The sequence below is a fragment of the Janthinobacterium sp. GMG2 genome (genome assembly GCF_033949445.1).
In the GTDB taxonomy this organism is placed as follows: domain Bacteria; phylum Pseudomonadota; class Gammaproteobacteria; order Burkholderiales; family Burkholderiaceae_D; genus Janthinobacterium; species Janthinobacterium aestuarii.
Genome location: NZ_JAXAWA010000002.1, coordinates 726,067 through 749,153 on the forward strand (window position 1 = coordinate 726,067; position 23,087 = coordinate 749,153).

21 protein-coding genes are annotated in these 23,087 nt (G+C 65.2%); 9 read left to right on the forward strand and 12 right to left on the reverse strand.

Features of this window, described 5'->3' with window-relative positions:
• The first annotated feature begins 2 nt into the window (after positions 1-2).
• Positions 3-1,058, forward strand: a complete 1,056-nt coding sequence (locus tag SKZ59_RS09270; RefSeq protein ID WP_319991493.1) for an ABC transporter substrate-binding protein — start codon at positions 3-5, stop codon at positions 1,056-1,058.
• A 48-nt stretch (positions 1,059-1,106) separates the two neighbouring features.
• Entirely contained in the window at positions 1,107-2,189 is a 1,083-nt protein-coding gene (locus tag SKZ59_RS09275; RefSeq protein ID WP_319991494.1) for an ABC transporter substrate-binding protein, read from the forward strand.
• 19 nt (positions 2,190-2,208) lie between these two features.
• On the opposite strand, the gene SKZ59_RS09280 is transcribed toward SKZ59_RS09275, so the two are convergent.
• Positions 2,209-2,331, reverse strand: a complete 123-nt coding sequence (locus SKZ59_RS09280; RefSeq protein ID WP_256267169.1) for a hypothetical protein — start codon at positions 2,329-2,331, stop codon at positions 2,209-2,211.
• A 161-nt stretch (positions 2,332-2,492) separates the two neighbouring features.
• Here SKZ59_RS09280 and SKZ59_RS09285 point away from each other — a divergent pair, with 161 nt between their 5' ends.
• The gene (locus SKZ59_RS09285) at positions 2,493-5,186 is read left to right on the forward strand and encodes a polysaccharide deacetylase family protein (RefSeq protein WP_319991495.1); all 2,694 of its coding nucleotides are present in this window, start codon (positions 2,493-2,495) and stop codon (positions 5,184-5,186) included.
• On the forward strand, positions 5,187-5,567 hold the full coding sequence (locus SKZ59_RS09290) for an immunity 22 family protein (protein ID WP_319991496.1): 381 nt from the start codon (positions 5,187-5,189) through the stop codon (positions 5,565-5,567).
• On the opposite strand, the gene SKZ59_RS09295 is transcribed toward SKZ59_RS09290, so the two are convergent.
• A complete protein-coding gene (locus tag SKZ59_RS09295; protein WP_319991497.1) occupies positions 5,552-6,775 on the reverse strand; it encodes a response regulator in 1,224 nt (407 codons plus the stop codon). The genes SKZ59_RS09290 and SKZ59_RS09295 overlap by 16 nt on opposite strands.
• A gap of 110 nt (positions 6,776-6,885) precedes the next feature.
• Here SKZ59_RS09295 and SKZ59_RS09300 point away from each other — a divergent pair, with 110 nt between their 5' ends.
• A complete protein-coding gene (locus tag SKZ59_RS09300; RefSeq protein ID WP_319991498.1) occupies positions 6,886-8,964 on the forward strand; it encodes a TonB-dependent receptor in 2,079 nt (692 codons plus the stop codon).
• 18 nt (positions 8,965-8,982) lie between these two features.
• Positions 8,983-9,528 carry an RNA 2'-phosphotransferase gene (locus SKZ59_RS09305; RefSeq protein WP_319991499.1) on the forward strand — a complete coding sequence of 182 codons (546 nt, stop codon included), beginning with the start codon at positions 8,983-8,985 and terminating at the stop codon, positions 9,526-9,528.
• Here SKZ59_RS09305 and SKZ59_RS09310 read toward each other — a convergent pair whose 3' ends face one another.
• From SKZ59_RS09310 to SKZ59_RS09355, 10 genes are all read right to left on the reverse strand, one after another.
• Positions 9,529-10,743 carry a PepSY-associated TM helix domain-containing protein gene (locus tag SKZ59_RS09310; protein ID WP_319991500.1) on the reverse strand — a complete coding sequence of 405 codons (1,215 nt, stop codon included), beginning with the start codon at positions 10,741-10,743 and terminating at the stop codon, positions 9,529-9,531.
• Positions 10,743-13,205, reverse strand: a complete 2,463-nt coding sequence (locus SKZ59_RS09315; protein WP_319991501.1) for a TonB-dependent siderophore receptor — start codon at positions 13,203-13,205, stop codon at positions 10,743-10,745. Before SKZ59_RS09315 ends, SKZ59_RS09310 begins: the two co-directional genes overlap by 1 nt.
• Before the next feature lie 93 nt (positions 13,206-13,298).
• Entirely contained in the window at positions 13,299-14,294 is a 996-nt protein-coding gene (locus tag SKZ59_RS09320) for a FecR domain-containing protein (protein WP_319991502.1), read from the reverse strand.
• Positions 14,291-14,800: a sigma-70 family RNA polymerase sigma factor gene (locus SKZ59_RS09325; RefSeq protein ID WP_319991503.1), complete on the reverse strand. Its 510-nt coding sequence runs from the start codon at positions 14,798-14,800 to the stop codon at positions 14,291-14,293. The genes SKZ59_RS09320 and SKZ59_RS09325 overlap by 4 nt, the downstream gene beginning before the upstream one ends.
• Positions 14,801-14,928: 128 nt before the next feature.
• Positions 14,929-16,131, reverse strand: a complete 1,203-nt coding sequence (locus SKZ59_RS09330; protein ID WP_319991504.1) for a HupE/UreJ family protein — start codon at positions 16,129-16,131, stop codon at positions 14,929-14,931.
• The gene (locus SKZ59_RS09335) at positions 16,128-17,339 is read right to left on the reverse strand and encodes a tetratricopeptide repeat protein (protein WP_219328916.1); all 1,212 of its coding nucleotides are present in this window, start codon (positions 17,337-17,339) and stop codon (positions 16,128-16,130) included. Before SKZ59_RS09335 ends, SKZ59_RS09330 begins: the two co-directional genes overlap by 4 nt.
• Before the next feature lie 66 nt (positions 17,340-17,405).
• The gene (locus tag SKZ59_RS09340; protein ID WP_319991505.1) at positions 17,406-17,654 is read right to left on the reverse strand and encodes a hypothetical protein; all 249 of its coding nucleotides are present in this window, start codon (positions 17,652-17,654) and stop codon (positions 17,406-17,408) included.
• 13 nt (positions 17,655-17,667) lie between these two features.
• On the reverse strand, positions 17,668-19,167 hold the full coding sequence (locus SKZ59_RS09345; protein ID WP_319991506.1) for a DUF4331 domain-containing protein: 1,500 nt from the start codon (positions 19,165-19,167) through the stop codon (positions 17,668-17,670).
• Between the two features lie 375 nt (positions 19,168-19,542).
• Positions 19,543-20,190: a DUF1109 domain-containing protein gene (locus SKZ59_RS09350; RefSeq protein WP_319991507.1), complete on the reverse strand. Its 648-nt coding sequence runs from the start codon at positions 20,188-20,190 to the stop codon at positions 19,543-19,545.
• The gene (locus SKZ59_RS09355) at positions 20,187-20,771 is read right to left on the reverse strand and encodes a sigma-70 family RNA polymerase sigma factor (RefSeq protein WP_051991721.1); all 585 of its coding nucleotides are present in this window, start codon (positions 20,769-20,771) and stop codon (positions 20,187-20,189) included. Before SKZ59_RS09355 ends, SKZ59_RS09350 begins: the two co-directional genes overlap by 4 nt.
• Positions 20,772-20,902: 131 nt before the next feature.
• Between SKZ59_RS09355 and SKZ59_RS09360 the strand changes: the two genes are divergently transcribed.
• Genes SKZ59_RS09360 through SKZ59_RS09370 form a run of 3 tightly spaced genes read left to right on the forward strand, consistent with a single transcriptional unit; the run spans position 20,903 to position 23,086 of the window.
• On the forward strand, positions 20,903-21,709 hold the full coding sequence (locus tag SKZ59_RS09360; protein ID WP_319991508.1) for a DUF1223 domain-containing protein: 807 nt from the start codon (positions 20,903-20,905) through the stop codon (positions 21,707-21,709).
• A complete protein-coding gene (locus SKZ59_RS09365) occupies positions 21,709-22,305 on the forward strand; it encodes a cytochrome b/b6 domain-containing protein (protein ID WP_319991509.1) in 597 nt (198 codons plus the stop codon). The genes SKZ59_RS09360 and SKZ59_RS09365 overlap by 1 nt, the downstream gene beginning before the upstream one ends.
• A gap of 4 nt (positions 22,306-22,309) precedes the next feature.
• Positions 22,310-23,086 (forward strand): molybdopterin-dependent oxidoreductase, encoded by a 777-nt coding sequence (locus tag SKZ59_RS09370; RefSeq protein ID WP_072453489.1) that lies wholly within the window; start codon positions 22,310-22,312, stop codon positions 23,084-23,086.
• Position 23,087 lies beyond the last annotated feature (1 nt).

The window sequence follows — 23,087 nt, forward strand, 5'->3', positions numbered from 1 at the left end:
CCATGAGCAATGACACTCTCGACACCCTGTGGTACACGCGCTGCCCCGTTCCGACCGGCCTGGGGATAGCCCTGCAGCAAGGCTGGCTGGAAGAAGCGTTGCGCGCCGACGGCACCAGCTTGCGCTCCTTGCGCGAATCGGACCAGGAAGCCGTGCGCGAATCGCATTTTGACCATACCTTGCAAAATTCCGTGCGTCACGGTGGCAACATTCCCGCCCTGTGGGCGCGCGCGGCGGGACGCGAGACGCGCGTGATCGGACTGTCGTGGTCGGACGAGACGCAGCTGATCTTGACCCTGCCCGACAGCGGCATCCAGACCGTGCGCGACTTGAAGGGGCGGCGCTTCGGCTTGCCATTATGGGCCAAGGCGCAGATCGACTTTGCGCGCGCGCAAGCCTTGCGCGGGCTGGAAAACGCGCTGAGCCTGGAAGGGCTGGCTGTGTCCGACGTGGAACTGGTCGATTATGTGGTCAACACCGGCCAGAGCGAAGCGGCGCCGGAGAAAAGTGCGGCAACGAATCTGTTCAGCGGTACGCGGCGCGGCGGCCAAAGCCCCGAACTGCTGGGGCTGCTGCGGGGCGAGGTGGACGCCATCTTCCTGAAAGGCGCGTCTGCCGCGCAGCTGGCGCAGCAATTCGGCTTGCACACGGTGATCGACACGGGCATCCATCCGGAACCCTTGATCCGCGCCAACAACGGCACGCCGCGCACCTTGAGCGTCGATGCGCACCTGCTCGACAGGCATTTCAATTCCGCCGTGACCCTGGTCGACCAGGTGTTGCGGGCTGAAGCGTGGGCGCGCGGTCACGCGGACGAGACGCGGCGTTTCCTCGCGCGCGAATCGAATGCCAGCGAGCACTGGGTGCAAGTGGCGTATGGCAAAGATGCCCATCTGCGCCTGGATACGGACCTGGCGGAAACGTCGATCACGGGCTTGCAGGATTTCAGCGACTTTTTGTTCCGCTGGAATTTCTTGCACAGCAAGGTCGACGTGCGCGCCTGGATCGATCCCCGTCCTTTCGAAGCGGCGCTGGCGCAGACGCGCCGGGCGGCTTGAGCGGGAAGCACGTCAACAGTGGCCATGTTCGATGATGAGGAGAATGCGATGCGGCGACGCACGGTGATGGGCGGGCTGGCCTTGCTGCCCCTGGCGGGGCAGGCGGTGTCGGCGGTGTCGGCGGTGTCGGCGGTGTCGGCAGCGGAAGGGGCGGGGGCGCCGCCAGCGGCCCTGCGCATCGCCTCGACGGGTTTTGCGGAAAACGGCAAGGCGGAGCTGGGCGGCATCGCTTACCGGGTACAGCAGGAAGGGTGGCTGGCGCGGGAACTGAAGCAACGGGGCGTGCGGCTGGAATGGCTGCCCGTCACCGGCGACACGGGCGCGACCATGAACGAGGCGTTCGCCAGCGGCCGCATCGACATGGCAGCATATGGTGACTTGCCATCCGTCATCCTCAACGCGGGCGGCGTGCGCACGCAGGTGATCGTGCCGGCGGGGCGGGGCACGGACCAGTTCCTGCTGGTGCCCAGCGGTTCGCGCGCCACGTCCCTGGCCGAGCTGAAGGGCAAGCGCATCAGCGTGCACCGGGGCCGGCCGTGGGAACTGGGCTTGCGCCAGCTGATCGCCGACCAGCGCATGTCGCCCACGGATTTTCGTTTGATCAATATGGATTTGAAGCCTGGCACGGCCGCGCTGGCCACGGGCGCCGTCGACGCCTTGTTCATGATCAATGGCTATCCGCTGGAAGACAAGGGCATCGGCCGCATCATCTGGTCCAGCAAGGGGCTGCCGGAACGCAAGATGCGGGCGGAACTGTGGGCGCGGCGCGACTTTACGCAAGCCCATCCCGACATCGCCGAACTGGTGGCCACGGCCTGGCTGCGGGCCCAGCACTGGGCGGCGCTCGATGGCAACCGCGAAGCGATCATCAAGGATGGCACGCGCAACGGCACGCCCGACAGTGTGGTGCGGCGCAGCTATGACGATCCGGGCTTGCAGTGGAAAGAGCGCTGGTCGCCCCTGTACGACGACGCCGTCTACCGCCATTACCGCCGGGTGCTGGCGTTTGCGCAGGAACAAAAGCTGATCCGCCAGCCTTTGACGGCGGAGGAATTGCTGGAACCGCGTTTTGTCGCGGCAGGCTTGAAAAAGCTGGGGCTGGCCAATTACTGGGAGCCGGCCAAGGTGTAGTGCTAGGTTGGGGCGTGGCTCAGTGCGGCAAGCACACGCGCCCGGCCACATTGACCACGTCGTCGCCCGCATGCGCGCGCAGTTGCAGCAGCATCAGGGCCACGCCCAGCATCAGCGCCGCGGCGCAGAGTTTCTTGTGCATCGTCTTTTCCGTTTTCACTATCTATGGAGGTGCTCAGCGATATTATTGCCGAAATTCACCGTGCGGGCTGAGCAAGTGCCGGACGTGCTTTACAATTATGCATCGTGCGCATCCGCGCCATCCGAATTCTATGCATAGTATGTGAAGGGAATGACAAGCCTGTGACTTCCAAGCCGATCAAGATCGCCGCCACCGTCGTCGTGGCTCTCGCCGCTGGGGCCGGCATTTATACGTACACCCGTCCCGCAGCCACCGCCACGCCAGGCGCCCCGGCCTCGGGCAGCCCGGCCGCCGCGCCCCAGTCCACTGTCGATACGGCCGCCGTGGCCAGCCAGTTCCGCGACTTGCTGGGCAATTTCCGCAAGATTATCGTGCTGCTGGCCGACGAGCAAAGCTTGCCCGAAGGCGCGCGCGACGAAGCCCGCAAAGTGGGGCAGGCGCTGTTCCATGAAAACCAGGAACGCATCGCCAAGCTCGATGCGGCGCTCGACCAGCTGACGGCGCCCACCAATCCGGGCCGCTTCGAGGCGCTCGACAGCCTGTTGACGTATATTGAGTCCGATCCCGGCCTGTACGACGCGGACCGCCTGGCGTTCCGCGAACTGCTGCAAAGCATGCTGGCCGACGTGGCCAAGGATTCGTCCTTGCCGGCGATCAAGCTGCACAAGCGTATTTCCGAAGACATGGACGCGCTGGGCGAGATCGAGCGCAACTACGAGAAGGAAATTCGGCAAATCTTCGGCAACCTGGGCCAGCGCGCCATCGAGCTCAAGCGCGAACGGTGGGATGATTACGTGGCGCAGCTGAACAAGCTCTACAGCCGCGAACAGATCCTCAAAGAAAACGGCATCGTCGTGCCGTATGCGGTGCCGCCGGCAGGTTCTGTGCCCGAAGCCAAGCCCGTGCCAAAAAAAGACGAGGCGGAAATCTTTGGCCTCGGTTTGCCGAAGAAAACCATCGTGCTGACCTTTGACGACGGCCCGCACCGCCGCTATACGGAAGAAATCAGCGCCATTTTGAAACAATATGGCGTGCCCGCCGTGTTCTTCAACGTGGGCCGCAATCTCGGTTCGCTCGATGCGGACGGTCACGCCAAGCTGAACGCGGGCGCGGAAGTGAGCCGCAAGCTGATGAAAGAGGGCTATGCCGTGGGCAACCACAGTTTCAGCCACGCACAGTTATCCAAGCAGACTGGCGACAAGCTGAAAGGCGAAATCCTCGGCACCGACACTTTATTGAAAGCCATCAGCCCCGAGCGGGCCGCGCTGTTCCGCTTTCCGTATGGCGCGCGCAACAGCGAAGGCATGGCCGCGCTGGCCGATGCGCATTTGAAATCCGTGATGTGGAATATCGATTCCCTGGACTGGGCCGATCCCGTGCCTAGTTCCATCACGAACCGGGTGCTGGCGTCCGTCGACAAGGCGGGACGCGGCATCATCTTGTTCCACGACATCCACGAACGCACGGTCAAAGCCTTGCCGGCCGTGCTCGACAAGCTGATCGCCGAAGGCTATCAATTCGCAGGTTGGGATGGCACGAGTTTCCAGGTAGCGAAAAGCTCGGCGCCCGCGCCGGAAAAAGTGCCCGTCACCACCGGTTACGCCAATTCCTGGGCCGTCGTGATCGGCATCGACGATTATGCGAAATGGCCGAAATTGCAATATGCGGTGCGTGACGCGCAAGGCATCCGCGAAACCTTGATCGAGAAATTTGCGTTCGCGCCCGAGCGTGTCGTCACCCTGAAAAATGGCGAAGCGACGCGCAACAACATCTTGGCCGCCTTCCATGACAAGCTGGCCCATGGCGGCGTGCAAAAGAATGACCGTATCTTCGTCTTCTTCGCCGGCCACGGCGCCACGCGCAAGTTGAGCTCGGGGCGCGACCTCGGCTATATCGTGCCCGTCGATTCCGACCCGGCGCAGTTCGCCACGGATGCGATCCCGATGACGGAAATCCAGAATATCGCGGAAAGCCTCACGGCCAAGCATGCGTTCTTCGTCATGGACGCCTGCTATAGCGGCCTGGGCCTGACGCGCGGCGCCGGTTCCAGTTCCTTCCTGCGCGACAACGCCAAGCGCATCGGCCGGCAAATGCTGACGGCCGGCGGCGGCGACCAGCTGGTGGCCGATGGCGGGCCGAACGGCCACTCCGTGTTCACGTGGACCCTGCTGCAAGGTTTGGCGGGCAAGGGCGACCTGAACGGCGACGGCCTGATCACGGCGACGGAACTGGCGGCCTACGTGGCGCCGGCCGTGTCCAGCGTGTCAAACCAGACGCCCGCGTTTGGCAGCTTGCCGGGATCGGAAGGGGGCGACTTCGTCTTTGAACTGCCAGGCGAGACGGAATTCCTCAGCCCGAACACGACACAGCTGTCGACGGAAGCCATCGCCCTGAACAGCAAGCTCGACGCCAAGCCGGCGGCGGCCAGCGTGACGGTCAAGGATTTGCAAGGCGGCGAACAGAAGATCGTCACGCCGGGCGCCGTGCCGAGCTCGACGCGTCAGCTGGCGCAGCGGGCCAACGACCGCGGCTTGCAGCTGTACAAGGAGAAACAGTATGCGGCGGCGGAAGCGCAATTTACGGAAGCGCTGAAATTGCGTCCCGATTTCGCGCTGGCGGCCAACAACCTGGGCTTTGTTTTCTACAAGCAGGAAAAATACCGCGAAGCGGCCCGCTGGTTTGAAAACACGGTCAAGATGGACCCTTCGCGCGCCATCGCCTATCTGAATCTGGGCGACGCGTATGCCAAGGCCGGCGATGCGGCCAAGGCGAAAGCCGCCTATAAAACCTATCTGGAACTGGCGCCGACGGCTGCCACGGCGCCGGCCGTGCGGCAAAAGATGGAGAAGCTGTAGTTGGCCAATACTTTGCCTATCGTCCACGTGTTTGCCTGCAGCGGCCGTTTCCCCAGCTGGGAAGCGCTGCAGGCCTACCTGTCGCCCACGTACACGGAAGATGGCGATGCCGTGCCATCGCCATTCATCCTGGAAACGGGCCTCACGTGTTACGAGCCGGCCTCTTTTGAAAGCGCCATGCTGGCGTCGCCAGTGCCGCTGGCGCAGTTGCTCGATGGCGTGTCGTACCCCGACAGCTGGCTGGCGCAGGCGTGCGCGGACGCGGATGGGCAAGGCATGCTGGCCGACACGGCCGTCTGCGTGTTTGCGCCAAACCAGCTGGCGCACCCGCAGCGCAGTTCGCTCCATTACGTGGGCAGCTATGCCTACGCCGGCGGCTGAGCACCATCTTCGCGCTGCTCATGCAGTAGCTTGTTGATTGCCGCCAGCAGGCTGGTGCCCGACGTGGTGATGAAACGGGCACCGGCCGCCTGCGCTTCCGTGCCGTAGCTGGCGACCGTATCCTTGCTGCAATACACGACGATGGGCAGTTCCGGCAAGGTCTGGCGCACTTCGCGCACCGTGCGCACGCCCGCATCCTTGATGCGCCGGCGGTTTTCCACCCTTGCCATGTCCGTGATCAGCAGCGCATACGGTTTCTGTTGCAGCATGGCCAGTGCCTGCCGCGTCGACACGGCCTGGTCCACCTTGATGTTTTCCCTTTCCAGCTGTTCCACCAGCAAGGTATTGTTGCGCGGATGGTCGTCCAGCCACAGCACCAGGCTGGACGGCTTTTGCGCCGTCGGCACGCCGGCCAGGGCCGTGACTGGCGCGCCGCCATCGGGCGGGTAGGCCAGCAGCAGCTGCGTGACGGCTTCCTGCATGTCGTCGAGCGACTTTTGCTGCAAGCGGCTCAGTTCCGTCACCTCGATTTCCTTGCCGCTCTCCAGGCGCACGGATTCGTTCTTGACCATGCTGTCGGCCCGCTTGATCATGATGGACAGGTAGATGCGTGTAAGCAGGTAGCCGATCAGGAAACCATGCACGGAAAAGAACAGCATGATGCCGCCCACCACCGCCATTGCCGTGGCCGTATCCGTGGCCAGGCTGGGCGCGATAAAGGCGGCCATGCTGCGTGCGCTGCCGGGCAGGCTTTTGAGTTCGATCAAGCCCACGCCGACGATGATTTTCGTCAGCCAGTCCGACACTTCCACCAGATTCGAATTGATTTCCATGGGCGTGGGCGTGCCCAGGAACAGCGTATTGCTGGGGGCGGCGGCCGCCGTGTCGTTCCCTGCTGCCGGTGGTTCGTCGGTGGGACGGCTCTTGCCATTGTTCCGCTCGTCGGGCGGGGCGGCGCTGACGGTGCCCGATGGCAGGCTGCGCGGGATGCCGAACAAAAAGCCCAGCAGCATGCCGCTGACGCAAAAGCCCAGGCTCCACAGCAGGGCCGGCACGGCCTGGTAGTAGGGCGGCAGCAGGGCGCCCGCCATCACAGCCAGCAAGCCTGCCAGCAGGATGAACAACAGGATGTAGGGCAACACATCGCGTTTGCGCACGGCCGCGGCGGCGGTTTTCGTTGCCTTGCCGGCACTGTCGCTCAGTTCCACGGTCGCTCCTTGAAAAATGCTGAATCCAAACAAGCAGCCGGCCGCGTATATATCCGGTAGGCTAGACCAAGCCCTGGACCCATACTGACATCATAAAAACTGGAGACGCGATGCGATTGAGAAAACGCAAACTGGTAGCAGCTTGTGCGCTGGCATTGCTGGGCTTGGGGCGCCAGGCGGCGGCCCAGGCCCAGTCCGAGGCGGCTCCAGTTGCCGATGAAGCACGCACCGTGCGCGTGGCGGGCCACTATGACAACGCCGTCGGCACGTCGGATGCGGCCAGCCAGGGCGTCATCACTACTGAGTTGATTGTCAACCGGCCCGCTTTGCGCACGGGCGAATTGCTGGAATTCGTGCCCGGGCTGATCGTCACCCAGCACAGCGGCGACGGCAAGGCCAACCAGTATTTCTTGCGCGGTTTTAACCTCGACCATGGCACGGATTTCGCCACTTACGTCGACGGCATGCCCGTCAATATGCGCACGCATGCGCACGGGCAAGGCTATTCCGACCTCAATTTCCTCATTCCCGAGCTGGTGCAGCGCATCGATTACAAGAAGGGGCCGTATTTCGCCGGTGAAGGCGATTTCGCCTCGGCAGGCAGCGCCCGCATCCGTCTGGCCGACAAATTGCCGCAGGGCCAGGCCAGCGTCTCCGTCGGCCAGCACGGTTATGTGCGCGGCGTCGTCGCCGATTCGTTCTCTGCCGGGCCAGGCACCTTGCTGGTCGGCCTGGAAGTGCACCGCAACAACGGTCCCTGGGACGTGCCGGAGCGCGTGCGTAAATACAGCGGCGTGCTGCGCTACAGCCAGGGCACGCAAGACGACGGCTTCAGCGTGACGGGCATGGCCTATAAAAACAGCTGGAACGCCACTGACCAGGTGCCGCTGCGCGCCGTCGAGTCCGGCCAGATCGGCCGTTTTGGCAGCCTGGCGCCCAGCGATGGCGGCGACACCTCGCGCTACAGCCTGTCTTACGCGATGCGCAAGCGCACGGACAACCGGCTGTTCGAGCTCGACGCCTACCTGATCCGCTCGCAGCTGGAACTCAACAGCGACTTCACGTATTTCCTTGCCAATCCGCAACAGGGCGACCAGTTCCAGCAAAGCGAGCGGCGCACGGTGGCCGGCGTGAACGCCAGCGAAAGCTGGACCATGGAGCTGTTCGGTCTTCCCCTGCGCAACAAGCTGGGCGTGCAGGCGCGTTTTGACTGGCTGTCGCCCGTAGGCTTGTACAACACGGTGGAGCGCGTGCGGCAGAGCACGGTGCGCGAAGACCGGGTGCGCGAAAGCAGCATCGGTCTCTACGGCGAAAACACGGTGCAATGGCTGCCGTGGCTGCGCTCCGTGGCGGGCGTGCGCTATGACGCTTACCGTTTCAAAGTGGACAGCAGCATAGACGGCAACAGTGGCGCGGCGAACGATCACGTGGTGTCGCCGAAGCTGTCCTTGATACTTGGGCCGTGGAGCAAGACGGAATTTTTCGTCAACTACGGCAAGGGATTCCACAGCAACGATGCGCGCGGCACGACGCAGACGCGCTTGCCCGACGGCACGCCATCCACGCCCGTCACGCCGCTGGTGCCGACGAAAGGCATGGAACTGGGTGCGCGCACGGAATGGCTGCCGGGCCTGCAAAGTTCGCTGGCCCTGTGGCGCCTCGATATCGCGTCGGAATTGCTGTTCGTCGGCGACGCGGGCGAAACGGAGGCGAGCCGCGCCAGCCGCCGCCACGGCATCGAATGGAACAACCATTATATTGCCGCACCGTGGCTGCTGTTCGACCTGGACCTGGCCGCTTCGCGCTCGCGCTACACGGAAAACGACCCCGCCGGCAACTATATACCCGGTTCGATCGACAAGGTGGCGTCGTTCGGCGTGACCATGACGGACCAGGGGCCTTGGTCGGGCGCCTTCCAGCTACGTTACTTCGGCCCTCGTCCCCTGATCGAGGACAACAGCGTGCGCTCGGCCTCGACCACCCTTGCGTATGCAAGAGTGGCTTACCAGCTCAACCGCAAGACGCGCGTCTCGCTCGACGTATTCAACCTCTTCGACAAGCGCGCCAGCGACATCGATTATTACTATGCGTCGCGCCTGCCTGGGGAAGCAGCGGAAGGGGTGAATGACCGGCATTTCCATCCGGTGGAGCCGCGCTCCGTGCGCCTGAACTTGTCATATGCGTTCTGATAACGGTAGACTGGGAGCATGACAGATAACTTGGTACAAACCAGCAAATTCCTTTCCCTCATACTGCGTCACGCCCCCGAAAAAATCGGCCTCGCGCTCGATCCCCAAGGCTGGGCCGATATCGGCCAGTTGCTGGCGCTGGCAAACCAGCATGGGCGCCGCATTTCCCGTGAACAATTGGATGACGTGGTGGCGCGCGACAGCAAGACGCGCTACGCCATCAGTGCCGACGGCTTGCGCATCCGTGCCAACCAGGGCCATTCGCTGGCGGCCGTCGATATCGGCTTGCCGGCGTCCACGCCGCCCGCCGTGCTGTTCCACGGCACGGCCAGCCGCTTTGTCGACGCGATCCGCGCCGGCGGTTTGCTGGCGGCATCGCGCAACCACGTGCACCTGTCCAGCAACCGCGAAACGGCCGTGGCGGTCGGTGCGCGCCACGGCAAGCCCGTCGTGCTGACGGTGGATGCGGCCACCATGCGGGCGCAGGGCTACGTGTTTTACGTGTCCGACAATGGCGTGTGGCTGACACAGGCCGTGCCGGTGGCCTTCCTCGGCTTCCCCTGATTAATGGCTTAGCGCTTTGGCCCTGGCTTGCCCCTGGCGCTTGCGGCGCCAGATCAGCACGCCCGTCACGCTCAGGCCCGCCACCAGCACGCCCATGGCGCAAATGAACAGTTTGAAAGGCCAGCCCCACATCGAGGCCATGTGCAGGGCGCTGATCCAGCTGCGGATGGTGTCGCCGCTGGCTGCGCCCGTGGGTAGCCAGGTGGCCAGCTGCCGGCCGCTGGCCGCGTCGAAAAAGACGGTGGTCAGGCCCTTGTGGGCGCGCACGTCGCGGCTGCTGCGCACGTTGTAGCTGTACACGCCCAGCGCGCGTTCGTAGGCCAGCGCGTTTTCCTCGATGATGGTGAATGCGTGCTGGCGCGCCAGCGCGTCCATCAACTGGCGGCCCTGCGCGCGCGCGGCCGGCCAGTCCAGCTGCGGTCCCGGCGACGGCGTGTGCCGCGCGACGATTTCCTCCGCACCCTGGTGGGCAAACAGCGGATGCATGACGGCCGCATAGGCGCCGTACAGGTTGAAGGCGACGCCGCTCCACGCAAACACCAGCAGCATGGCCCACAGCCACAGGCCGCCCGCGCGGTGCAGGTCGAACACCAGTTTATAGCTGCCGCCGTTGCGGCGCAGCAGCCATGACGGGCGCCAGCGCAGCAGCCACGGTTTGCTGCCCGGCGAGCGTTTTTTCAGGCGCGCGGGGAAAGTCAGGGCGGCGCCGATGAAGCAGTCGACCGTCCAGATGATGGCGATCAGGCCGAACATCAGCAAGCCCGTGTCGCCCAGCGCCAGCGCGTAATGCAGGCGTTCGATGAAGGGCAGCAGATTGATGGCGCCCTCGCTGATTTCGCCCCAGCGCCGCTGGCCCAGCACGGCCCCCGTGTAGGGATCGACGAACACTTCGTCGCTGGCCAGCGGCGCATTGCCGGACTGGCGCAGGTAGAACACCATACTGTGGCCTTGTGGCGCGGACAGCGGCGCGTAGCTGACCTGCGCCTGGGGAAAGCGTGCGGCGATCATCTCGCGCAGCAGCAGGGCGTCGAGCGGCGCCGCACCAGGCGTGGGCGGCGCCACGCGGAAGACGGCGGGCAGCATGGCCGCCTCCAGTTCATCCTTCCACGCCAGTGCGCTGCCCGTGACGCCGGTCACGATGAGGAAGCCGGCCATCAGCAGGCCGGCATAGCGGTGCAGCGCCGCCAGGACGGGGCGCATGTGCAGCGATGGCATCAGAAGCGGTACATGGCGCTGACGTTGGCCGTGCGTTCGGCATTGCGGTAGCACAGGTTGGGCAGGTAGCCGCAGTCATACAGGGTCTGCTTGTTCAGTACATTGTTGACGTTGAGGGCAAATTGCCACGGCCCGCGCGACACGCCCAGCGCCGCATCCCACTGCGTGATGCCGCCATTGCGGATGTTCAGGTTTTCGCCATCGGAGTTCGAGCGCATGGCGCCGAGAAAACGCATGCCCAGCGCCGCATACGCGGGCAGGCTGCCGGCCAGCGTGAACGATTGGCGGGCCCAGGCCGAGGCGCTATGGCGCGGCGCGCCCGCTTGCTGCAAACCCAGGTCTCCATTGTTGCTCTTTGTGACCTCCGTATCGAGGTAGGTGTATTGGGCGATCAGGCTCAGACGGCTGGCGAACTCCGTGCGCGCTTCCAGTTCGACGCCGCGCGACTTGACCTGGCCCGTCTGCAGCAGGAAACCCGGATTGCCGATGTCGGACGTGGAGACATTGTCGCGCACCAGGTCGAACACGGCTGCCGTATAGCTGGCGCGCTGGCCTACGGGTTCGTAGCGGACTCCGGCTTCAAACTGCTTGCCGCGCGACGGTTTCAAGGCGCCGCCGCCCATCGCCGTGCCCAGTTCGGGCGAGAATGAACTGGCATAGCTGACATACGGGGCCCAGCCGCCATCGAACAGGTAGACGGCGCCCAGGCGGCCCGTGGTGGCCGATGGCGACTGGTGGTAGTCGGGTTTGACGGCGCCGGTATTGAGGTCCGTGACGTCGCGCGATTGCGTGGCCTTGTCGCGGCGCAGGCCGGCCGTGACGACCCAGCGGTCCCATTTCAATTGATCCTGCGCGTACAGGCCCAGCTGGCGCGACGGCGCTTCGGCGCGCGTGGGCGCCTTGGCCGGCACCAGGGGCTGCTTGCCGTACACGGGCTGGTACAGGTCGAGCGGCTCGATGAAGCCCCGCTGGTGGCGGTAGTCGTCCGTGTTGCGGATGTTCGCGTAGTCGACGCCCAGCAGCACCTGGTGCGTCAGGCCGCCCGTGGCAAACTTCGCCTGCAGCTGCGTGTCGGCGAACAGGCTTTTCGACGCCGTATCGACAGGCATGAAATAGCGCTCCACCATGCCGTCGTCATTCAGGCCCAGGGGAAACATGTCCGTGCGGTCGTTTTTCAGGCGCGTGTAGCGCAGGTTCTGGCGCAGCGACCACGTATCGTTGAATGTGTGCTCGAACTCGTAGCCCAGCATGGTGTTGCGGCGCTTGAAGCGGTTGTCGTCGCCCATCAGGTTCAGACTTGGGTCAACCTGTCCGCGCGGGCCCGGGTGCAGCAGCTGGTTCGGAAACGCGTACTGCTGGTTGTCCTGCTCGTAGCGGGCCAGCAGGGTCAACCGCGTGGCGGGTCCCGCCTGCCAGGTGAGCGAGGGGGCGAAGTACAGGCGGTTATCGCGGTCGCGGTCCAGCCGCGTATGGGCTTCGCGGCCCAGCATGACGACCCGGTAGGTCCAGGCGCCCGGCGTGTCGATGGTGCCGCCCACGTCGGCTTTCAGCTGGCGGCGCTGGTAGCTGCCGTACTCAATTCCCACTTCGCGCACGGCGTCCGCGCTGGGACGCTTGCTGACGGCGTTGACCATGCCGCCCGGCGGAATCTGCCCGTACAGCACGGATGCGGGGCCGCGCAGCACTTCCAGGCGTTCCAGGCCATACGGTTCGATCGAGGCGCCAAAAGTGCGGCCCGAGTTGCGCAAGCCATCTTGCAGGATGCCGTTCGTCTCGATGGTGAAGCCGCGCAGCAGCGAGGAATCGTCGCTGCCCAGCGGGCGCTGGTTCGGCGTCACGCCGGCCGTGTAGCGCAGGGTTTCGTCGAGCGATTCGGCATTGCGGTCGCTGATTTCATCGGCCGTGACCACCGACACGGATTGCGGGTTTTCATTGAGCGCCGTATCCGTCTTGGTGGCCGAGCCGGCGCGCCGCGCCACGTAGCCGCGCACGGGGCCCGTCGCCGTTTCGCGTTCGCTGCTGGCATTGATGGTGATGGCCGGCAGGGTGGTGCTGGCCTGGGCCGGCGTGGCTGCCGGTGCCATCTCCGCCCGCAGCGCATACGCGCCACTGGCACCCGCCACCACGCGCACGCCCTGGCCGCGCAGCAGTTCCTCGAAACCCTGGCGCACCGTGTAGCTACCCGCCAGGCCGCCGCTGCGCTTGCCCTGCAACAGGGCCGCGTCGGCTGACAGTTCCACGCCGGCCGCGCTGGCGAACGTGGTCAAGGCCCGTTCCAGCGGTCCGGCGGGGACCGCGTACTGGCGCTTCGCTTGCGTCGCGTCGGCCGTCTGCGCGTGGGCGGCAGGGGCCGTGACGGCGACGGCGCCCACGGCGGCGCCTGCGAGGAAGAGGGCCTGGATGGCGGCGGCGAGGGGGAACGGACGCAGTTTGTGCGCGGGTGCGGTCAGGCGAGGGGGCATGGTGCAAATCCTTGGAAAGTGGCGGGAAAAAATCGGTTCTTCCCGTATTCCGAACGAAAAGCCAAAACCCTCAACGTTTTTTCACTTATTTTTTCAGATGGCCTGGCGCGGCCCCACGCTGACCCAGTAGCGCGTGCGGTAAACCAGCTGCACGGGCAGGCTGGCGGCCAGGTTGGCCAGCGAGCGGTCCGTGTCGCGCAGCGAATACACGCCCGTCACGCGCAGGCTGGCGATCGATTCGTCGCAGCGCAGCACGCCGTGGCGGTAGCGCCCCAGCTCGGCCAGCAGCTCGTCCAGGCGCATGCGCTCGGCCACCAGGCTGCCATCGGTCCAGGCGGCGGCGCTGTTTTCGACCTTCGTCACATCTTGTACTTCCAGGCGCGTGTAGCCAGCCTGCTGGCCCGCCTGCAGGTGCAGCGAGGGGGCGCCGTCCTGCATCGGCTGCAGCGGCTGCAGGGCGACTGTACCCTGGAACACGGCGACACGGCTCTCGCCATCATCGAGGCGCACACTGAAGCGCGTGCCCAGCGCCGTGGCCGTGCCTTGCGGCGTTGCCACCAGCAGCGGACGGTAGACGGGCGCTGTTTCATGTGCGCTGGTGACGAGGATGGCGCCCGCGCGCAGCACGATGCGCCGTTCGCCAGCGCCGTAGCGCACGTCGATGGCGCTGGCCGTGTCGAGCACCACTTGTGTGCCGTCGGCCAGCACGATGGCGCGCGTCTCGCCGACCGACGTGCGGTAGTCGCTGGCGGCACGCTGCCACAAGTCCGTTTCGTGCGCCAGCAGGGCCGTGCCCCCGCCCGCCGCGATTAGCCCCAGCAGTTGCAGGGCGCGCCGGCGGCTGGCGGCATGGCGCGGCGCCGGTGCCAGGGCGTTGCGCGTCACGTCGCGCGGTAACGCTTCAAATTGCAGGGCGAAGCGCTGCAGCCGGGCCCAGGCCCGTTCGTGTTCGGGGTGGGCGGCGCGCCAGGCGGCGCAGGCGTCGGCATCGGCCGCGCTGGCGTCTTCCGCCCACAGCCGCGCCATCCACTCGGCGGCGCGCTGCAGCGCGGCGGGGGCGATGGGAGCGCTGTCCAGCTGGGAGCTCATGCGAATTGCGCCGCGCAGCAGGCCAGCAGCGCGCGGGCGATGTATTTTTCCACCGACGAGACGGAAACATCCAGGCGCGCGGCGATGTCGGCGTAGCCCATGCCTTCGAGCTTGCACAGCAAGAAGGCGTCGCGCACTTTAGCGGGCAGGCTGGCCAGGATAGTATCGATTTCCATCAGCGCCTCGACGATCAGTGCGCGCATTTCCGGCGTGGGTGCGGCCGCTTCCGGCTGCGCGGCGATGGCGTCCGCGTAGGCTGATTCGATATGTCGACGGCGGAACAGGTCGACCACGAGGCCGTTGGCGATCTGCGCCAGATGCTGGCGCGATTCGTCGCGGCCGGGCGCGCGGCCCCGCGCGAGGATGCGCAGATACGTGTCGTGCGCCAGGTCGGCCGCATCGAAGGCGTTGCCCAGCTTGCGGCGCAGCCAGCCCTGCAGCCAGCCGTGGTGGTCGCTGTAGAGCACTTCGATTTGCCGGTGCAGTTCCAGTTCGGGGCGTAGCATGCAACCTTTCCATGCCATGGTCCGCGGACAAACAGGCCTTGATGCGATTGAGAATTGTTCGTATTGTAGCCCGGTTGTGCGCGCTTGTGGCCGGCTTGTGGCCGGCTAGTGGCTGTCCAACAACGCCATCAGCTTGAAATCAGCTTGATGTCGACCACTCTCTCCACCAGCCAGACGGCCGCCACCAGGGCGATGGCCAGCGAGCCGACGGTCAGCACTTGCCGGTACAGCCACGTCTTGCGCAGCAGCCAGGCGGCGGGCAGGAATGCGGCGACGATGGCCAGCTGTCCCAGTTCCACGCCCACGTTGAAGCCCAGCAGGCTGGCCAGCAAGGAACCCTGCGGCAAGCCCAGGTCGCGCAGCACGCTGGCAAAGCCGAAACCGTGGATCAGGCCAAAGGCGAAGGCGGCCACGGGACGCTTGCCGCGGAACAGCGGCAGCAGGTTGTTCAGCGCGGCCAGGATCACGGAGGCGGCGATGGCCGATTCCACCCAGCGCGATGGCAGCGAGATGAGCGACAGGCTGGCCAGGGTCAGGGTGATGGAATGGGCGAGTGTGAAGGCGGTGACGACTTTCAGTACGTCGATGAATGCGCCTCTTAACCCCCAGCTCAAGACCTGGGGTCGGACCCGCCGGGTCCGACCCCGGCTCTCCGCTGCGGGGGGCAACGGATTCTGCGGCACGTTTGAGCGTGTGGACTGGTGGGCTTGAGGCAGCAGCACGGCCGGCAGCAGCAAGGACAGCAAAAACAAAATATGGTCGTAGCCGATCCAGATATGCCAGACGCCGTGTTTCACATAGGCGCCGAACTGCGCCAGGCGGTCGGGCGCGACCAGGGAAAGCGTCTGGCGCGGGCTGTCCGGGTCGAAGATGGCCGTTTGCGTATTGCCACCGCTATCGATTTTGACGAGTCCCTTGTGCTGCGGATCGAGGTCGGCGAACAAGGTGTAGCCGATGGCGAGACTGGCCGGCGCAGCGCCGGGGCAGCTGGCCTGGAAGCGCAGCACGCTGTAGGCGCCGTCCGTATGGTTGTCGATCAGTTGTTCGACGGCTTTCAAGGGGCACGCGCCCTGGTCGCTGGCCACTTGCAGGCGCTGCAGCGCGTAGGCGGCGATGGCTTGGTGGCGCGCGCGGATTTCATCCCAGGTCAGGGCGCCGTCGCCGTTGCCATCGAGGCCGATGGCGAAATCGAGGTCGCGCAGGGCGATATCCCATTGTCCTTCGATCTGCTGGCCGTGGACCTCCAGGCTCAGGTAACTGTCGCTGGGCTTGTGGGCTTGTGCGGGAGAGAGCCAGGCGCACAGCAGCAGGATGAACAGGTATCGCTTCACAGTACACCTGCCTTCTTCGCAGCACTGATTTTTGCGCCATCCTGTGGCCCCAGCTGCCTGACGAGGCGCTGCAAGGCCACGTCTTCCACGCCATTGGCCGCGATCCAGGCCAGCACGGGCTGTGCCGCCGTATAGTTGCGCGCGGCCAGCGATGCTTCCAGCAAGATGCGCATGTCGGGCACTTCCTTCTGGATGGCCCAGTTTTTCTGCGCCAGTTGCAGGGCGGCGGGAACATCCTGCTGCAAAAACAGGGCGAAGCGGGCCTGTTCGCGCTGGTGCACGGTGTCGCCGCGCTGCATGGCGGCGTTGAAGCGGGCCGCCAGCTCCGCTTTTGCCGCCAGGAAGGCGGGCTGCTGGCCGGGCAGCGCCTGCAGGGCCAGCGCGTAGCGCAGCAGCAGGGCATCGATGCGCTGCTGCTCTTTCAGCAGCTTGGCGACTTCCTGCGGGCGCTGCCGGTCGAGCAGGAAATCCGCGTAGGCGCCCAGCAAATAGCTGTCGCGCGGCTGCTGGGCCAGCGCCTTGGTGTAGCGGGCTTCGGCCAGCGCCCACTCTCCGCGCCGGGTGGCCATTTCCGCCAGCAGGGTTGCGGCCCAGCTTTCCAGTTCGGGCGCCGCGCCGGCGCTACGCTGCAAGGTCAGGTCCAGCAAACGCTCGCTGGCGGCGGCGCGGCCCGTGACGCTGGCGATGTTGGCAAGGCAGGTGACGGTGACGAGCTGCGTTGTCAAGGCGGACAGCCGGGCGCAGCTGGCGGTCGCTTTCGCATAGTCGCCCTGCACGGTGAGCACGGTGGCGCGCGTCAGCCACGCTTGCCCGTTGGCTGGCTCCTGCGCTATAACGGCGTCGAGATCCTGCAGCGCGGGGCCGAAATGGTGGGTGCTTTGCAAAATGGTGGCGCGCAGCAGGCGCACGGGGACGGGCGGCGCCGCTTGCCGCCACCACGGCGCCAGCGCCGCTTGCGCGTAGCCCAGGTAGCGCGGATCCGTGTCGCTGCGCGCCAGGGCAATGTAGCGCTGCGCCAGGCCGCTGGCCAGGGCCAGGTCTTGTGGCTTGGCGTCGAGTTGCTGGCGCAGGCCGCGCAGGGCCAGCTGCGTGGCGTCGGCGCGGCGCGGCAGCTGTTCGATGACGGCGCTGCCATCTTTCGGCGTGTAGGGCGCGGCCCATGCCAGCAAGGGCAAACAGGCGCACAGCAGGGAAATCGGTGTTTTCATCGTGGACGCCATCGACGGGAATGGGCAAGGGCGCCGGGGAGCTGACTCCCCGGCGCCCGATGGGGCTTACAGAGGCACCGGCTCCGTATTGTCCGGAGACGTCGCCATGATGGCGTCGATGCTCACACCGTCCTTGTCATCGCTGGTGGTCAGGATGACGTTGCTGACGGCCACATAAAATGCGTCGAGCAGGACGACGGGGGGAGGGTTGACGCCACCGTCGCCATTATCGCCGCCGTGGCTGCTACCGCCGCCACCGCAGCCGGCCAGCAGGGCCGTGAGCGCCAGGGCGCCGCTTACATAGAGCTTTTTCATCGCGTTCTCCTGGTTACAGCTGCGGCGAACCGGCCACGGGATTTTTCAGGTAGGGGAATCCTGCCGTGAACGACGTCTCGTCGAGGAAGGCGCCATCCGTGAAATGCAGGCCGCCGGCGGGAGCGTCGGCCGGGGCGCAGCCGATGTTCAGGGTGCACAGCTTGCCCATGGCCACGCGCAGGACCACGTCGACCACGTCGTCGCCGGGGCGGCGGCCGTTCGGGAAGCCCGCGTTATCGCCGCCGATGACGCCGAGGCGGTTCTGCGCACCGACGTTGGTGGCGGCGATGGACGTATTCAGGCGCAGCATTTCGGACGCCGTCACGGTGACGGGCTGGTTCACGCCCTTGATACCCGTCAAAAAGGTGGCGACCAGGTCGTTGCGGGGGAAGTTGGTGGGCGCCTTGGCGCCGGCCGAGCCGTACAGCACTTCCACCAGGGCTGGCGCTGTCGGGTTGGTGACGTAGTCGGCAAATTGCGCGTCGCCCGATGGCTTGCTGGCGTTGAAGCGGTCCTTGTCCTTCAGGCCGATCACCAGTTCATTTACCAGCGGCATGCCCAGGCGCGACACTTGCACCCACGCGCCGCCTTCCTTCGCCGCCGCGGTGGCCGTGCCGGGAGCAGGATTCAGCAAACGTCCCTGGCGCAGGCTGGCCGTGGTCCAGCCGCCGATGACGGGGTCGGCACCGGCCGTCAGACAGGCGGTCGGCACTTCCATTTCGATGGCCGTGACGTTTTTCTTGGCCAGGTCATCCTTGGCGGCCGACTCCGCATTCGCGGCAAATTCCGTGGCCGGTGCCTTGATGTTGATCAAGTCGAACGTTTCGCCCAAGTTGACCACGAACGGGTCCTTGCGCTGGCCGACGAACAGGCGCGCCGGCGTGGCGCAGCCGGGAATGTTGACGGCGTACACATGCTGCGCGGCATACGCGGCGTAGTTGGGGATGGCCTTGTTGCCGATATTGTCGACCGGTTTGTCGAAGGTCGTGCCGCCGCCCGTGGCATTCGTGACGCTGCTGCGCGTGCCTGTGCGGCGGTCGCCCCGCACCACGGTCACGCTATAGGTTTCGCGCACGTTCAGGCCGGCCGGGTTGACGGAATCGATGGCGCCGCCGTTGATGACGAGCGGAATCGAGACTTTCTTGCCACCCACGGTGAACTGGCCATCCTTGATGGTGTTGGTGAAACGGAACTGGAAGGTGAGGTCTTCCTTGCCGTCGCCATTGTTGTCGATATGGATTTCGTACAGCGCGTTCGGGTCCATGGCGAAGTAATTCGGCCCGCCGTAGGCGTCCTGCAGGGGGATATAGTCGGCCACCAGCGTGGTGTAGGCGCCGCGCCCCGTTTCATAGCTGCGGAACATATAGAAGTCGGTGGCGTCGACCTTGGGATTTTGCGTGATGAACGGTGCTTCGCGGTGGCTGGAAGCGAAGGCCGATGGCGCGATCGCCAAGGCCAGCAGGTTGCCCAGGAGGGCGGCGCCCAGTGCGGTTTTCGAGTGTAACAATGACATGTCGATTCTCCCTGATTGTTATGTGCATACGTAGGACTAGCGGGAATTACGGGGCTGCATCAGTTGTACGGGGCGCCAGCACGATCGGATTCATTTCTTGCAAATTATTTTTAGGCAGCGGAATGAACGGCCGTCGATCGTCAGGGGGCTGGCGCACGAGGTCGAATCTACGTGGATATTGCACGTCAGTAAGAAAAAATATTTTGTGGACAAGAAGAGACGTAGCCACCAGTGATGGCGATAGCCTGTTGCGCTATGTCGCAGTGTCTGCGAAGGCGTGCACGGGGCGCGTGGGAATGCGTGAGTATGCGGGTACGGAGACGATAGACGCTCGAAACCCGCTTGACCGGCGCCCCGCTTGCGGGGAGAGTGCGCTTACCAGGCGAGCACTTTGGGACCGATGGCCGCGCCGATGGCGGTCGGCACCAGCATGCCCAGCACGTACCAGAAACCGACGAAGCTGGCGGCCAGCTCGGGGCAGTGCAGGCAGTACACGAGGGCCGCCATGCCGCCGGCGGCAAACCCGGCGGCAGCGCCGGCCAGGCGCAAGCGCGTGGGCGCCAGCTGGCGCATCAGGCGCAGCACAGCGGCCAGGATCGGCAGCGACAGCAGGGCGATGAGCAAGGGGCAGCTGCGCCAGGTGGCGCCCCAGAACAGCTCGGCGCGTTGTTCGGGCAGGGCTGCCTGCAGGATGATGGCGCCCAGCGCCCACATCAGCAGCAGCGGCATGGCGAGCAGCAGGGGCAGGGCGCGCGTGGCGGCGCCCGGCACGCACAGGCGGCGGCTGACGTGCCAGGCCGCCAGGGAGAGGCAGATGACGAAACCGACCTTGATCCAGAAGTCGGGCAGCAGGGCCAGCTGTTCCAAATTGGGCCGCACGCCCAGCAGCATGACCATCAGCGTCACGCTGGCCAGCAGTCCGGCGCCCAACGTGGACGCGGCACGCCAGTGCGTGCCCGGGGGCGGGGCGGCTGCCACGTCGGGGCCGTTGGCCAGCATGGCGATCAAGTCATCGGTTTTCATGGTGTCGTTATCCTCAAGTTGGCTGCCAGTGCCTTCAAGCCGCGATGTACTGCCACTTTGACGCTGGCTTCCGAAATCTGCATGGCCGCGGCCGTGTCGCGCACGGACCAGCCGTCGAGCTTGGTATGCACGATGGCGTCGCGCTGCTGCGCCGGCAAGGTGGTCAGCAGCTTGCCCAGGTCGCGGCTGGCCTCGGCCGCCTCGGCATCGGCGCTGGAAAACAGTTCCTGCGCGCTATCTTCTTCGTCATACGGCAAGTGCTGCGCCTCGCGCCGCCCATGCCGGCGCAGCCAGTCGATCAACTTATAGCGCGCGATCGCATGGATCCACGACGTCAGCGGCACCCCCGTGTCATACGTCAACCGCTGGTTGTGGATGGCCAGCAGACACTCCTGCACCAGGTCTTCCACCTCGTCCGGCCAGCGCAGCAGGCGGCGCCGGAAAAACGCGCGCAAGTGCTGGCTGCTTGCCTGCAAAAAACTGCGGTAGGCCGCCGCATCGCCATCGAGCCCGCGCAGCATCAAGCCATGCAGCCGCAATTCCGTGCCATGCAGGTGTTCGCTTACAGGTATTCGTTGCATGCAGGCCTTTGGTGACAGGCGTTGAAAAAAATAAATTCAAAAAATAATGGAGGGTGGCTGTAACCAATCCGCGGCATGCGGCGAATTGACAGGCAAGCACGCTTCTTAATTCAATATACCGGGTAACGACCATGGACATCAAGCACCGCCTTGCAACACTGCTTTTACCCGTACTGAGCATGGCTGTGGTCGCCCCGGCCATGGCGCAAATGGCAGTCGGCCAGCGCTGCGCCGTGCACAGCGGGCCGCAGACGGCGGCGCTGGTGGAGCTCTACAGCAGCGAAGGCTGCTCCAGCTGCCCGCCCGCCGACCAGCGCCTGAGCGCCTTGCGCAAGGAAGCGGGAGAGGCCAGCCTGATCGTGCCGCTGGCCTTGCACGTCACCTACTGGGACCAGATCGGCTGGACGGACCCGCTGGCGCAGGCGCAATTCGATGCGCGCCAGGCCGAATTGCTGCGCCACCAGCCACGCCACGTGGCCTACACGCCGCAGTTTTTTGTGGGCGGCACGGAATTGCGCAGCTGGGATACGCAACTGCCGGCCGCCATCCGCCGCATCAATGCGACCGCCGCGCCCGTCAACATCGAACTGTCCGCCACGCCGGGGCCCGGTGGGAAACTGGTGCTTGAAGCCAATGCCAGCGCGCCGGACGCGCAGACGCGCGGCCAACTGTACGTGGCCATCAGCGAAAGCGCCATCGTGTCCAAAGTGCTGCGCGGCGAAAACCGCGGCGCCACCCTGCATCACGACGCGGCCGTGCGCCTGTGGCTGGGACCGGTTGCGATGTCGCAAGGCCGTGCCCAGCTGCGCCGTGAAGTCAAGCTGCCCGCCAGCTGGCGCCCGGAGCAGCTGCAAGTGGTTGCCTTCGTGCAGCGCAGCGACAGCAGCGCCATCCTGCAAGCCGTCAGCACGGCATCCTGCGCGAAGGGAGCGATGTGATGAACGGACAAGCAAGCGTGATCCATCCAGCCTGGCTGCGCATCACGCACTGGCTCAACGCCGTGGCCGTCGTGGTGCTGGCCACCAGCGGCTGGCGCATCTATAACGCGGCGCCGTTCTTCCCGTTCGAACTGCCGCGCGTCCTGACCCTGGGCGGCTGGCTCGGCGGCGCCCTGCAATGGCATTTCGCCGCCATGTGGCTGCTGGTGGCCAATGGCTTGCTGTATCTGATCATCAATATCGTCACGGGACGCTTGCGGCGCCAGTTCTTTCCCCTGTCGCCGCGTTTGCTGCTGGCCGATTTCATGGCCGCGCTGAAGGGCAAGCTGGCCCATGCGGACCCGCGCCACTACAACATGGTGCAGCGCACCGCCTACCTGTTCGTCATGCTCGACTGCATCGTGCTGGTGCTGTCCGGCCTGGTGCTGTGGAAATCCGTGCAATTTCCCCTGTTGCGCGAGCTGATGGGCGGCTATGAGAGCGCGCGCAGGGTCCACTTCATCGCCATGGCGCTGCTGACGGGCTTTGTCGGCGTGCACCTGCTGATGGTGGCGCTGGTGCCGCGCACCCTGGTCGCCATGCTGCGCGGCCGCTAAGGAGATGAGCATGAAAAAAACCATCATCGTGCAAGAGCAGGGCCAGGCCATGCTGGCCGACGCCTTGCGCCAGATCAAGCAGCCGTCGCGCCGCCTTTTCCTGCAGCGCAGCTTGACCCTGGGCGGCCTGTCCTTGCTGACGGGCTGCAACGCCAGCGACCCGACCGGCATCGAGACAGCCCTGACGGCGGTGTCGCGCTTCAATGACCGGGTGCAAGGCTGGCTGTTCGACCCTAATAAACTGGCGCCGACTTATCCCGATTCCATGATCACGCGGCCGTTTCCGTTCAACGCGTATTACGGCGAAGATGAAGTGGAAGAAGTTGATGGCGACGCCTGGCGCCTGGAATTGAGCGGCCTGATCGCCGACAAGAAGCCTTGGACTCTGCCGCAGCTGCGCGCCTTGCCGCAGGAAACGCAGGTGACGCGACACATCTGCGTGGAAGGCTGGAGCGCCATCGGCAAGTGGGGCGGCGTGCCGTTTTCCCACTTCCTCAAGCGGGTGGGCGCCGACACGACGGCCAAATACATCGGTTTCAAATGCGCCGACGATTATTTTACGAGCATCGACATGGCCACGGCCCTGCACCCGCAAACCATCATGGCCCTGACGTATGACGGCCAGGAATTGCCGCCGAAATATGGCTACCCGATGAAACTGCGCATGCCGACCAAGCTGGGCTACAAGAACCCCAAGCACATCCAGGCCATTTTTGTCACGAATACCTACCCGGGAGGGTATTGGGAGAATCAGGGATACAACTGGTTCGGCGGCTCTTGAT

Bases quoted from the DNA above. Each gene is read 5' to 3' on its own strand.
- SKZ59_RS09270 (WP_319991493.1), top strand. From the start codon at position 3: ATGAGCAATGACACTCTCGACACCCTGTGGTACACGCGCTGCCCCGTT.
- SKZ59_RS09275 (WP_319991494.1), top strand. From the start codon at position 1,107: ATGCGGCGACGCACGGTGATGGGCGGGCTGGCCTTGCTGCCCCTGGCG.
- SKZ59_RS09280 (WP_256267169.1), bottom strand. From the start codon at position 2,331: ATGCACAAGAAACTCTGCGCCGCGGCGCTGATGCTGGGCGTGGCCCTG.
- SKZ59_RS09300 (WP_319991498.1), top strand. From the start codon at position 6,886: ATGCGATTGAGAAAACGCAAACTGGTAGCAGCTTGTGCGCTGGCATTG.
- SKZ59_RS09305 (WP_319991499.1), top strand. From the start codon at position 8,983: ATGACAGATAACTTGGTACAAACCAGCAAATTCCTTTCCCTCATACTG.
- SKZ59_RS09310 (WP_319991500.1), bottom strand. From the start codon at position 10,743: ATGCCATCGCTGCACATGCGCCCCGTCCTGGCGGCGCTGCACCGCTAT.
- SKZ59_RS09315 (WP_319991501.1), bottom strand. From the start codon at position 13,205: ATGCCCCCTCGCCTGACCGCACCCGCGCACAAACTGCGTCCGTTCCCC.
- SKZ59_RS09320 (WP_319991502.1), bottom strand. From the start codon at position 14,294: ATGAGCTCCCAGCTGGACAGCGCTCCCATCGCCCCCGCCGCGCTGCAG.
- SKZ59_RS09325 (WP_319991503.1), bottom strand. From the start codon at position 14,800: ATGCTACGCCCCGAACTGGAACTGCACCGGCAAATCGAAGTGCTCTAC.
- SKZ59_RS09335 (WP_219328916.1), bottom strand. From the start codon at position 17,339: ATGAAAACACCGATTTCCCTGCTGTGCGCCTGTTTGCCCTTGCTGGCA.
- SKZ59_RS09340 (WP_319991505.1), bottom strand. From the start codon at position 17,654: ATGAAAAAGCTCTATGTAAGCGGCGCCCTGGCGCTCACGGCCCTGCTG.
- SKZ59_RS09345 (WP_319991506.1), bottom strand. From the start codon at position 19,167: ATGTCATTGTTACACTCGAAAACCGCACTGGGCGCCGCCCTCCTGGGC.
- SKZ59_RS09350 (WP_319991507.1), bottom strand. From the start codon at position 20,190: ATGAAAACCGATGACTTGATCGCCATGCTGGCCAACGGCCCCGACGTG.
- SKZ59_RS09355 (WP_051991721.1), bottom strand. From the start codon at position 20,771: ATGCAACGAATACCTGTAAGCGAACACCTGCATGGCACGGAATTGCGG.
- SKZ59_RS09360 (WP_319991508.1), top strand. From the start codon at position 20,903: ATGGACATCAAGCACCGCCTTGCAACACTGCTTTTACCCGTACTGAGC.
- SKZ59_RS09365 (WP_319991509.1), top strand. From the start codon at position 21,709: ATGAACGGACAAGCAAGCGTGATCCATCCAGCCTGGCTGCGCATCACG.
- SKZ59_RS09370 (WP_072453489.1), top strand. From the start codon at position 22,310: ATGAGCATGAAAAAAACCATCATCGTGCAAGAGCAGGGCCAGGCCATG.